The 11,754-nt window shown below is 65.6% G+C and carries 9 protein-coding genes and 2 pseudogenes; 6 read left to right on the top strand and 5 right to left on the bottom strand.

Going from position 1 to position 11,754, the window contains the following annotated elements; genetic code table 11:
* The first annotated feature begins 6 nt into the window (after nt 1–6).
* Genes nosZ through AB7878_RS17840 form a run of 5 tightly spaced genes read left to right on the top strand, consistent with a single transcriptional unit; the run spans nt 7 to nt 5,698 of the window.
* On the top strand, nt 7–1,950 hold the full coding sequence (gene nosZ, locus AB7878_RS17860; RefSeq protein ID WP_369495644.1) for a TAT-dependent nitrous-oxide reductase: 1,944 nt from the start codon (nt 7–9) through the stop codon (nt 1,948–1,950).
* 47 nt (nt 1,951–1,997) lie between these two features.
* Nucleotides 1,998–3,272, top strand: a complete 1,275-nt coding sequence (locus AB7878_RS17855) for a nitrous oxide reductase family maturation protein NosD (protein ID WP_077485301.1) — start codon at nt 1,998–2,000, stop codon at nt 3,270–3,272.
* Nucleotides 3,269–4,198 carry an ABC transporter ATP-binding protein gene (locus AB7878_RS17850; protein WP_369495643.1) on the top strand — a complete coding sequence of 310 codons (930 nt, stop codon included), beginning with the start codon at nt 3,269–3,271 and terminating at the stop codon, nt 4,196–4,198. Before AB7878_RS17855 ends, AB7878_RS17850 begins: the two co-directional genes overlap by 4 nt.
* On the top strand, nt 4,195–5,028 hold the full coding sequence (locus AB7878_RS17845; protein WP_369495642.1) for an ABC transporter permease: 834 nt from the start codon (nt 4,195–4,197) through the stop codon (nt 5,026–5,028). The genes AB7878_RS17850 and AB7878_RS17845 overlap by 4 nt, the downstream gene beginning before the upstream one ends.
* A 10-nt stretch (nt 5,029–5,038) precedes the next feature.
* Nucleotides 5,039–5,698: a nitrous oxide reductase accessory protein NosL gene (locus AB7878_RS17840; RefSeq protein ID WP_369495641.1), complete on the top strand. Its 660-nt coding sequence runs from the start codon at nt 5,039–5,041 to the stop codon at nt 5,696–5,698.
* A 71-nt stretch (nt 5,699–5,769) separates the two neighbouring features.
* Here the strand turns inward: AB7878_RS17840 and AB7878_RS17835 are convergent.
* The 3 genes and pseudogenes from AB7878_RS17835 to AB7878_RS17825 form a co-directional block, all read right to left on the bottom strand.
* Nucleotides 5,770–6,135 (bottom strand): annotated as a pseudogene (locus tag AB7878_RS17835) (hypothetical protein).
* 51 nt (nt 6,136–6,186) lie between these two features.
* Complete coding sequence (locus AB7878_RS17830) at nt 6,187–8,493, bottom strand: nitric-oxide reductase large subunit (RefSeq protein ID WP_369495640.1); 2,307 nt, start codon at nt 8,491–8,493, stop codon at nt 6,187–6,189.
* Between the two features lie 573 nt (nt 8,494–9,066).
* A pseudogene (locus AB7878_RS17825) lies at nt 9,067–9,465 on the bottom strand (transposase); the annotation flags it as partial.
* 176 nt (nt 9,466–9,641) lie between these two features.
* On the opposite strand from AB7878_RS17825, the gene AB7878_RS17820 reads away from it, so the two are divergent.
* On the top strand, nt 9,642–9,857 hold the full coding sequence (locus AB7878_RS17820) for a hypothetical protein (RefSeq protein WP_369495639.1): 216 nt from the start codon (nt 9,642–9,644) through the stop codon (nt 9,855–9,857).
* Nucleotides 9,858–9,883: 26 nt separating this feature from the next.
* On the opposite strand, the gene AB7878_RS17815 is transcribed toward AB7878_RS17820, so the two are convergent.
* Together AB7878_RS17815 and AB7878_RS17810 are read right to left on the bottom strand one after the other, a co-directional pair.
* Nucleotides 9,884–10,639: an ISL3 family transposase gene (locus tag AB7878_RS17815; RefSeq protein ID WP_369495638.1), complete on the bottom strand. Its 756-nt coding sequence runs from the start codon at nt 10,637–10,639 to the stop codon at nt 9,884–9,886.
* Nucleotides 10,640–10,881: 242 nt separating this feature from the next.
* A complete protein-coding gene (locus AB7878_RS17810; protein WP_369495637.1) occupies nt 10,882–11,676 on the bottom strand; it encodes an SDR family NAD(P)-dependent oxidoreductase in 795 nt (264 codons plus the stop codon).
* Nucleotides 11,677–11,754: the final 78 nt, after the last annotated feature.

Raw genomic sequence — 11,754 nt, 5'->3', positions numbered from 1 at the left:
TCAGCCATGCACGACGAAACCGACCACGCATCCCGCCAGCCTGACCCGGCCGAAGCGCCCGGCCAGCCGGCGCGGCGGCAATTCATGAAGAACAGCGCGCTCGCCGGCCTGGCCGGCGCGGCCGGGCTCACCCTGTCGGCCTGCGGCAAACAGGGCGCCACCGCCGGCAAGGGGGCGGCCTCCGCCGCGGCAGGCACGGCTGCCGACGCGAAGGAACTCGCCAGCGACCAGGTACCGCCCGGCCAGCTCGACGAGTACTACGGTTTCTGGAGCGGCGGCCAATCCGGCGAAGTCCGCCTGTACGGCATACCGTCGATGCGTGAGCTGATACGCATTCCGGTGTTCAACCCTGACTTCACCATCGGCTGGGGCATCACCAACGAGAGCAAACGCGTGCTCGGGCCGAACTTCCCGCCTGGCGGCGATTGCCACCACCCGCACATGAGCCAGACCGACGGCCACTACGACGGCCGCTACGTGTTCATCAACGACAAGGCGCATACGCGCGTGGCGCGCATACGCTGCGACGTGATGCGCACCGACCGCATCATCGACGTGCCCAACGTGCAGGCGATCCATGGCCTGCGCGTGCAGCGCGCGCCGCGCACCGGCTACGTGTTCGCCAACGGCGAGTTCCTCGCCCCGGCCCCCAACGACGGTCACGCGCTGGAGGATGTCGACAAGTACCAGACCATGTTCAGCGCGATCGACGGCGACACCATGGAAGTGGCCTGGCAGGTGCTGGTGGACGGCAACCTCGACAACACCGAGGCCGACTACGCCGGCAAGTACGCGATCTCCACCTGCTACAACAGCGAAAAAGGGATGGACCTGTCGGCCACCATGCAGGCCGAGCGCGACTGGGTGGTGGTCTTCAACATTCCGCGCATCGAGGCCGCGGTGAAGGCGGGCCAGTTCAAGACCGTCGGCGATTCCAAGGTGCCCGTGGTCGATGGCCGGCACGGCTCGCCGCTGACGCTCTACATCCCGATCCCGAAGAACCCGCACGGCATCAACGCCAGCCCGGACGGCAAGTACGTGGTGGCCAACGGCAAGCTGTCGCCCACGGTGTCGGTGATGGAGTGGAGCCGCATCGACGACTGCTTCGCCGGCAAGCTGAAGGACCCGCGCGATGCCGTGGTCGCCGAACCGGAGATCGGCCTGGGCCCGCTGCACACCGCCTACGACGGCCGCGGCAACGCCTACACCACCCTGTTCATCGACAGCCAGATCGCCAAGTGGAACATCGCCGACGCGATCGCCGCGTACAACGGCAAGAAGGTCAACTACCTGCGCCAGAAGATCGACGTGGCCTACCAGCCCGGGCACTGCCACACATCGATGGGCGAAACCCGCGACGCCGACGGCAAATGGCTGCTCTCGCTGAACAAGTTCTCCAAGGATCGCTTCCTGCCCGTCGGCCCGCTGCACCCGGACAACGACCAGCTGATCGACATCTCCGGCGACACCATGAGGCTGGTCGCCGACGGCCCGGTCTACTCCGAGCCACACGACGTGGTGCTGTTGCACCGCCGGCTGCTGATCGACAAGGTCAAGCACGTCTGGGACCGCGACGATCCCTACTTCGCCGACGCCATAGCCATGGCCAAGCGCCACGGCATCAACGTGCTGGCCGACAGCAAGGTGATCCGCGAAGGGCGCAAGGTGTACGTCTACATGACCTCGGCTGCGCCGATCTACGGCATCAACAACTTCAAGGTGAAGAAGGGCGACGAGGTCACCGTGACGGTGACCAACATCGATGCCGTGGAGGACGTGACTCATGGCTTCTGCATCGCCAACTACGGCATCAACATGGAGATCAGCCCGGGTGCCACCTCCTCGGTGACCTTCACCGCCGACAAGGCCGGCGTGTACTGGTACTACTGCACGTTCTTCTGCCATGCCATGCACATGGAGATGCAGGGACGCATGCTGGTGGAAGCCTGAGGCCAGGCCGCGCCGTCGCCTCCCGCGACGGCGCGGCACGCGCAGCCATGTCCGCCGCCCGCCTGTCCATCCTGACCCTGGCCGCCGTACTGGTGGCTCCTTGCACGCGCGCCGCCGACGACCTGACCGCGCGCGTGGCGGCGGCCGCGCCCGGCGCGGTGATCGAGGTGCCCGCCGGCGTGCATCATGTCCACCTGCGCGTGGACAAGCCCCTGGTCCTGGAAGGGCGACCCGGCGCGATCCTCGATGGCGACGGCCGCGGCGACGTGCTGCGCATCGGCGCCGACCATGTCACGGTGCGCAATCTCGACGTGCGCGCCAGCGGCACCGACCTCACCGCGATGAATGCCGGCATCTACGTCGAGCGCAGCGCGCACGACGTACTCATCGCGGGCAGCACGGTCGAGGACAGCCTCTTCGGCATCTACCTCGACGGAGCCTCCGACGTGCAGGTGCGGCACAACACCGTGCGCGGCATCCGCCGCCTGCGCGTGGCCGACCGCGGCGACGGCATCCACCTGTGGAACGACACCGGCTGCACCATCGAAGACAACGACGTCGGCTGGTCGCGCGACGGCATCTACGTCTATGTCAGCACGCAGAACACGATTGCCCGCAACACGGTGCACGACGTGCGCTACGGCGTCCACTACATGTACTCGCACCGCAATCGGCTGACCGGCAACGCGAGCCGCAACAACCTCGCCGGCTACGCGCTGATGGCTTCCGACCACTTGCACGTGATCGGCAACACCAGTGACGGCGACCAGGCCTACGGGTTCCTGTTCAACTACATTTCCTACAGCGAGATCGCCGGCAACTTGGTGCGCGGAGTCGCCGGCCAGCGCGGCGGCGACGGCCAGTCCATCGACGGCGGCGAGGGCAAGGGCCTGTTCGTCTACCTGTCGCAGTTCAATGCGATCCACGACAATCTGGTCGCCGACTCGCAGATCGGCATCCACGTGACCGCGGGCTCGGAGCACAACCGGGTCTGGAACAACCGCTTCATCGACAACCGCGTGCAGGTCAAGTACGCGCAGAACCTCGCCCAGGAATGGTCCGAGCGCGGGCGCGGCAACTTCTGGAGCGATTACCTCGGGTGGGACCTGGACGGCGACGGCATCGGCGACGTGCCGTTCCGGCCCAACGACAGCGTCGACGTGCTGCTGTGGAAATACCCGGCCGCGCGAAGCCTGATGTCCAGTCCGTCGATCCTGCTGCTGCGCTACGTGCAGCGCGCCTTCCCGGTATTCACCCCGGCCGCGGTGCAGGACAGCCACCCGCTGATGCGCGCCCCGGCCCCCTACGGAGTCGATCCATGAACCACGCGATTGCATGCGAGGCGCTGGCCAAGCGCTACGGCACGCTCGCCGCGCTCGACGGCGTCAGCGCCTGCGTGCCGCGCGGCCGGGTGATCGGCCTGCTCGGCCACAACGGCGCCGGCAAGTCGACCCTGATCAAGCTGATCCTGGGCCTGATCGCCCCCAGCGGCGGCCGCCTAGACGTGCTCGGCCAGTCGCCGTGGCGCGCGCACGCGCTGCGCCGGCGCATCGGCTACCTGCCCGAGAGCGCCACCTTCTACGCCAGCCTGAGCGGGCGCGAGCTGCTCGACTACCTGGCCCGGCTGAAGCAGGCGCCGCGCGGCCAGGCGCAGGCGCTGCTGGAGCGCGTCGGCCTGGCCCACGCCGCCGACCGGCGCATCGGCACGTACTCCAAGGGCATGCGGCAACGCCTCGGCCTGGCGCAGGCCCTGCTCGGCTCGCCGGAACTGGTGCTGCTGGACGAACCGACCACCGGCCTCGACCCGCAGGCCACCCGCGAGCTGTACCGCATCGTCGGCGAGCTGCGCGCGGACGGCCGCTGCGTGCTGATTTCCTCGCACCTGCTCGCCGAGCTGGAGCCGCACATCGACGGCGCGTTGATCCTGCGCCAGGGCCGGCTGCTCGCCGCCGGCAGCCTCGACGCGCTGGGCGAGCAGGCCGCACTGCCCGCCCGCGTGCTGCTGCACCCGCGCGGTGACGCCGCCGGCGAACTGCTGGCCCGGCTGGACGCGCGCGGCCTACCCGCGCAGCGGCGGCCCGATGGTCGGCTGGAGCTGCAGGTGCCGCGGGCCGGCAAGCTGCCCGTGCTGCGCGAACTGCTCGCCGATCCCGCGGTGGCCGACCTCGACGTGCGCGAGCCCACGCTGGCGCAGCTCTACGACTGGCTCGGCGCCGGTCAGCGGTCCGCCGCGGAGGCCTGCGCATGAACACCATCCTCATCGTCGCCCGGAAGGAGTTCCGCGACGACTTCCGCAACCGCTGGACGGTGGCGCTCACGATACTGTTCGCGCTGCTGGCACTGGGCATCGCCTGGTTCGGCAGCGCCGCCGCCGGCCGGGTCGGCTTCACCTCGTTCGACGCCACGCTGGCCAGCCTGACCACGCTGGGCGCCTTCGTGATCCCGCTGATCGGCCTGCTGATCGCCTACGACGCCATCGTCGGCGAGCGCGACGACGGCACCCTGCTGCTGATGCTCAGCTATCCGCTGGCGCGCAGCCAGCTGGTCGCCGGCAAGTTCCTCGGCCACTGCGGCGCACTGGCCGTAGCCACCCTGCTCGGCTTCGGCCTGGCGGTGGCGATCATGCAACTGATGCAGCCGCCCGCGCAGACGCTGCAGGCGTGGCTGCACATCGGCCGCTTCATCCTCAGCGCCTCGCTGCTGGGCGCCTGCTTCGTCGGGCTGGCCTGCCTGATCAGCGTGCTGACCGTCGACAAGTCGCGCGCCGCCGGCCTGGCGCTGATCGGCTGGCTGCTCAGCGTGGTGCTGTTCGACCTGGCGCTGCTGGCGTTGCTGGTGGTCAGCGGCGGCAACCCGATCGAACGGGCGATGTATCCGTACCTGTTGCTGCTCAACCCGGTCGATGTGTTCCGGCTGGTCAACCTCACCGCTCTGGGCGACGGTGCCGGCAACGACCTGCTGACCGGCATGACCGCCCACCACGGCTACTCGCCGCTGCTGCTGTGCCTGGTGCTGCTGGCCTGGGCGGTGCTGCCGTTCGCCGGGGCGATGCTTGCATTCCGGCGCAAGGAAATCTGAGGAGAAACGCATGTGCACCCGTTCCCCACTCCGCTCCGGCTGGCTGGCGACACCGGCCCTCGCGCTGGCCCTGCTCACTGGTTGCGGTGTCGACCGCACCCCCGCCCGGCAAGCGGTCGACACCCATCCGGACGACACCTGCGCCGTATGCGGCATGTACCTGGACAGTTCGCCGGGGCCGCGGGCGGAAGCCTGGGTGGCCGGCCGCACCAAGCCGCTGATGTTCGACTCCACCCGCGACTTCTTCGCCTACGTGCTGCAGCCTGAAAATCAGGCCTCGCTGCAGGCGCTGTTCGTGCAGGACAGCGCGCATATCGACTGGCAGCAGCCCAGCCACGCCGCGGCCAGCTTCATCGACGCGCGCCGTTCTTTCTATGTGGTCTGGCAGCCGCTGCCCGGTTCGATGGGCCCAACCCTGGCGCCGTTCGCCACCCGCGCGGCAGCGGCGGCTTTCATGCGCGAGCATGGCGGCAGCGTACTCGGTTTCGACGAGGTCACGCCTGCACTGGTGGCTGCGCTGGATTATCGCTGCCCCGCCAAGGCAGCCACCGACGCCCACAGGCCGCAGCAGTGCTTGGCTAGGCCCACGGCATCCACGGCGCTAACGGCCGCTCCACAACCACTGGCGTCGCCTACACCGCAGGGCCAGCCAGTCCATCCACTTCCATGACCGGAAATTCTCGGCATGTTCCAACTGAACGGTGCTTCACATCGGGTCGTACTATTCGTGCTGGTACTGAGCTAGCACTCGGGCTCGTCAGGGGTTGTCTGCGAACGGCTATTTGGAGGCACCAGGCCCCGCACCTGGGCGTCATCCAGCAGTGCAGAACCTTTGGCGGCCCAGTCGCGCGACGAACCGGAGCCGTATTCCTTACCGGTCAGGATGGCTAGCGGCGTACCCGCCTTGATGTAGTTGACCGACGCGTCGTAGATGCTACTTACCTATGCATCGTCTTGCGTGAAGTCACGAGTAAAGCCACCCTCGGTGCCAAGCGCCAACTGGTTGCGCAGACGGATGTTGGCGAAGGTGCCGCGAATCATCACCTCGTGGTTGCCGCGACGTGAGCCGTAGGAGTTGAAGTCCTTGCACTCGATGCCATGGTCGATGAGGTACTTGCCCGCGGGCGAGTCGACCTGATTCAGCGGATGCGGCGCGTTTCAGCGGCCCGCTGCGGTTTCCGCACGCATACCCAGATAGCCCTTGGTCGACGCGATTACCAGCGGAACCGCGCCGAAGATAATGAAGACCAGATCGCCAGGCAACCGCATCCATTCGATCACGTGCGAGCGCGGCATGCTCATGTACTCGATGCTGCGTGCATGCCAGTAGCCATGCTGCACCACGTCCCAGAGCTGAAGCACACCGCTAGGAAACAGGCTCAGCAGCAACATCATCGCGAGCCCAACATTGCTACCCCAGAACGCCACCCTGACATACTTCTCGATTCCAGGCCAACGCGCATCGCTGCTGGCCTGGCGCAGGCAGAACACCATCAGGGCAATGGCCAGCATGCCGAACACCCCCATCAGCGCGGCATGGCCATGGGTCGGCGTGACTTGGGTGCCCACCTCGTAATAGCTGACGATCGGCAGGTTGATGAAGAAGCCGAACATGCCGGCACCGACGAAGTTCCAGAAGCCTACCGCCATCAGGAAGTAGAACGTCCACTTGTGCGGCACCGCGACTGCTTTGCCGCAAATCTCGCAATCGCCGCGGGTGGTCCGTACGAAATCCCAGGCATCCAACGTCAGCAAGGTCAGCGGAACGACCTCAAGAACCGAGAACAGGGCCGACAGCGCCATGTTGAAATTGGTGTGCCCGGTGAAATACCAATGGTGCCCGGTGCCAATCAGGCCGCCGAGGAAATACAGGATCGCGTCCAGGTAGATCACCCGCAACGCTACGTTGCGCTGGGTCAGGCCCAGTTGATAAAAGGTCAGCGCCACCACCGTGGTGGCGAAGAATTCGAAGAAGCCCTCGACCCACAGATGGATGATCCAGAAGCGCCAAGTATCGACCACCGTGTAATTCGTCTTGGCGCCGAAGAACAACGCCGGCACGTAGAACACCGGGATGGCGACGGCCGCGAACATGAACATTTTCGCCAGCGGTCGTGCCGCCGGATTGGCCACCGCGCGCGGACGCGCGAGCACCCAGAGGATGGCAAACCAGACCAGCAGGCCGACCACCAGCAGGTACTGCCAGATCCGGCCAAGCTCGAGGTACTCCCAGCCCTGGTCACCGAGCCAGAACCACCAGTTGCCCAGCTTCTGTTCGATGCCGGCCCAGACGCCGAGCAGGCTGCCGCCGATCACCACCACGAAGGCCGCAAACAGCACGTGCACCCAACCGGCCAGCCAGCGCGGCTCGTCATCCGGCGCGCGCAATGAGCGGCCAAGGAACAAGGCGGCAGCGACGTACGCGGTGGCAATCCAGAAGATCGCAGTCTGTAGATGCCAGGTGCGCAGAAGGTTGCTGGGAAAAATGCTTTCCAGCTGGAAGCCATAGAAACTGCCCGGATCCGCGCGGAAATGCGCCACGCCACCGCCGACCAGCGTCTGCATCAGGAATAGCAAGGCCACCACGACAAAGAACTTCACTAGCGCACGCTGACCCGGACTCGATTGTCCCGGCAGCAACTGCGGGTGCACATGGTGACCGCGGCTGATCCATCCCAGGTAATCGAACTTGCCGAACGCCAGCAGCACGGTCGCGATGCCGGCCAGCAGCACCAGCAGGCTCAGCGCGCTCCACAGCAGCGCACTGCCGGTGGCGACATTGCCCACGCTGGGGTCGTAGGGAAAATTGTTGGTGTACGACGCATCCGTACCCGGCCGCGTCGCCACCGAAGCCCACGCAGCCCAGGTCACGAAAGCGGTGAACTGATGCAGCTCGGTGGAATCGCTGATCAGATCCGGCTTGAGCCCGCCATTCCTGGTCGGATCCTTGAAGTAGTTCGTCCAGTAACCGATCTGCTGCCGGTAGGCGACCGCCTCGGGCTCGATCAGGCGCAACACGCCGCTCTGCGCATCGTAACGGTTGGTTTTCAGGGTCACCGCCGTTTCCGCATGCACCGCTGCCCGTTGCTGCGCATCCAATGCGCCCACGGGTTTGCCATACTGCTTGCCGGCAATGGCCGCGGCGGTGTCCTCACCGAGACGATGCAGCGCTTCGGCGGAATAGTCCGGTCCGAGATACGCGCCATGTCCCCAGATGCTGCCGTTGTCCATCAGGCCGTATTTGAGAAAGACCGCCTGACCGGCACGGATATCGTCGCCGCTGAACAGCAGTCTGCCCTGGGCGTCCACTACCTGCGCGGGGATCGGCGGCGCATTGCGGTAGGCTAGCGAGGTGATGGCCAGCAATCCGGCAAAGCCGATCACCATCACGATCGCCACCGTTCGCAACCACCATGGTGAAAGTTCGGAATCGTCGTCGGTCAAGGGTTGTGCTGCTTCATTCATCGCGCATCTCCAAGGCAAACCGAAACACCGAAAGCCGCGACATGCCGAAAACAAAACCATCAACCACGAGGCGTCTCATTTCAGCTCGCCCAATAAGGCGGGTACGAGAGCCCGATGGTCCGGGCCGACCTCTGCAGTCGAACAAAGCCAGCGTCTGGTATACATCATTTTCTACCTGTGTGAGTCGACAAATCCCCACCTGATTAGCGTCGATCCTCAGTCGAGATAATTGCTCGCGGCGCACAGGATCGGATCGGGGCAAGAGCTTGCAGAGGGCGGCGGCCCGCGCCAGGGCATCTCAGTGGTGCGCAGTTTCATCGAGTTCGTGGCACAACAGCTGCCGCGGGTGCTGCAGCAGATACAGAATGGCAACGGTACAGCACGGTGAACCGTTTTACGTGTAGGTGATCTTCCCTGCCCTACCCCCGATAAGGATGGTCTGATCAATCGCCGCCCGTTCATCTCGACGTGCGATTGAGCTCGGCACAAGCCAAAGATGTGTGGATTGCCAGCCAAACACCGTGCTCCTCATGCCGCAGTTGGCCCCGTGGGGCCACTGCGGACGCAGTTATCCTATGTTGCTTGCAGCAAGGTCCGGCGCACCATCCACAGATTGACCAGCACGAACAACGTCGTCACCTGTGCGCCGTTCTTCGCCAAGCCCTTGTAGCGCACCTTCATGAAAACGAACTGCCGCTTGAGTACCCGGAACGGGTGCTCCACCGCCGCACGAATCGAGGCCTTGGCGTGTTCCAGCTGCTCGGTGATCGCGCGCAGCTTCGCATCCTTGATCGCCTTCACCACACTGCGTTTGGCCGCGATCCAGAACCTCCACCCGCGTTTCGGTGTCCGCTTCTGCGCGCCGGTGTAGCTGGCGTCGCCAAAAACGTACCGCTCTCAGCCGTGCAACAGGTTTGGCATCTCGACCACGTCTGCGACGTTGGCGGCCGTGCTTACCACGGTATGCACCAAGAGCGCCGCAAGTGGAGCCCAGCGGGACGACCGATGCCTACCCCCGATAACTTGACCTAATCACCGGCGGGCCTTGGGATCGCGGTCTCAACGCCAGCTTAGAGACGCCGCCGACGTCTTGGTGCGTCGGCGGTGAGCGACGACCTGGCGCCTCAGGTTCCATAGAACTGGATACCGTGGCGGTCGCCCTGTATCAACTGGTGGATCGCGACCTGCTTCCCCCCACGGAGCGCCAACGTGCGCTTGCGGGAAGAATCAGCGATGCCTTGGACATCGATATTCCGATGGAAGCCCATGCGTTCCGCGGCTCAATGGGCGATTTCATTCGACATTACCTTCCAGCGTTTGATGCTTGCCGTGGCAACATGGCACGCCACGATGGACAACGGTAACTTCGGTCCTCAAAACCAGGTGCTAGTCAGGAAGCTCCTGCCGACATTCCTCGCTGGAAGGTTGCGCGTCGCTGCGACGCGTCACAGGACAAAAGCGGGCGCCCTTTCGTTCTTTGCGGCGCGATCGCCTCTGTCTCACGACCGTACTTCGCCACGACGTGGAACAGGTCGTAGACCACCGCCGCGGTGGGGCAGTGCTGTTTCACTTCCAGGTCGTAGGCCGTGTTCATGTCCATCGCCACCGCCCGCAGACGCTGGCAGCCTTCCGGACCCAACAGCTCGAAGAAGGGGCGCACATCGGCCCGTGCGCGCCCACGACCCACCCACAGCACGCGCTTGCGCTCCGGTTCCACTACGACGGTGGCGTAGCGATGGCCCTTCTGGATCGCAAACTCGTCCATCGCGATCACGGTCACCCCGCTCAGGTCGACCGGTCCCAGGGCTCGTTCCAGGTGGCGAAAATCGATCTGCTTGACGGTCTTCCAGTTCAGACCGAACCAGCGGGCGGCATGCAGCAGCGACGTGACAGCACACAGCCGAGCCACGCTTTCGGCCAGGCGTCGCGTGATCCGGGCATGCGGGTCGAGCCAGTCCAAGTGCTCCAGACGCGGCCCACAGGTCGGGCACGCCAGCCGCAAACGCGGTACCACCAGCTCCACCGCAGACTCGAACACCGGCAGGTCGCGGATGCGGCGCGGGCTGTGGTCGTGTATGGCCGTGGTGGTGGCGCCGCAGCCCGAACATCGACGCGCGATACCGGGCAGTGGCTCCAGCGCGATCACCAGCCAGCGCCGACCCCCGCGATCCTCATGCCGCCAATGCTCAACACCATATCCGCCCCAGCCTCCCAACTGGGCAATACAATTTCCATCGGCCACGGCCGGCCCCAGTTTGTTGCCTAGAGAACAGCAAGTCTGACCGGTCGGCCGTGCGCCTCTCCCTCAGTTGGGAGAAGAACCCGCACAACCCATATCCCCAGAGCGGGTCGATTCGATTGCTGGGAGCTGATGCTCTGCCGGCAAACTCAGACAACCGATCGCACCACACCGCCATCCACGCGCATGGCGGCTCCCGTGGTAGCCGAGGCCTGCTCCGAGGCCAGATACACCGAAAGATTGGCCACTTCGTCCACGCTGGCCAGGCGCTGGATCAGCGAGGTGGGACGATGGGTGGCAATGAATTCCTTCTCCACCTGCGCCTGCGGCACGCCACGCTCGGCGGCGATCTTGCCGAAGAATTCGCCCACGCCTTCGGACAGGGTCGGGCCGGGCAGGATCGCGTTGACCGTGACGCCGGTGCCGGCCAGGGTCTCGGCCAGACCGCGCGACACCGCGAGCTGGGCGGTCTTGGTCACGCCGTAGTGCACCATCTCGGCGGGTATCTGCACGCCCGATTCGCTCGACACGAACTGGATGCGTCCCCAGCCGCGCCGGACCATGCCTTGCGCGTAGTGCCGCGACAGGCGCACGCCGCTCATCACGTTGACCTCGAAGAAGTGCTGCCAGTCGGCGTCCGGGATGTCGAAGAACACCTTGGGCTCGAAGATGCCGAGGTTGTTGACTAGGATGTCCGCGTCCGGCACTGACTGGATCAGCGCGTCCGTGCCTGCGGCCGTGCCGAGGTCGGCGGCGACGCCGTCCAGTTTCGACTGCGGCAGTGCCTTCCTGATCGCAGCGATCGCCGCATCGACGCGCGCTGGCGTGCGGCCGGTGACGACGACGCGTGCACCGGTACCGGCTAGGCCCTTGGCGATGGCCAGGCCGATGCCGGCGGTGGAACCGCTGACGATGGCAGTGTGGGCGGAGAGATCAATGTGCATGGGGAATCCTCGTGTGCGTGTTGCTGATTCACTGAGTGATATTCGTGGAACATGGCGGTTCACGCATGGCTGTGACCC

Source organism: Rhodanobacter humi (assembly GCF_041107455.1).
Taxonomy (GTDB): Bacteria; Pseudomonadota; Gammaproteobacteria; order Xanthomonadales; family Rhodanobacteraceae; genus Rhodanobacter_A.
Note: the sequence above shows the minus strand (reverse complement) of the source record. Positions and strands in the feature narration are given on the sequence as shown.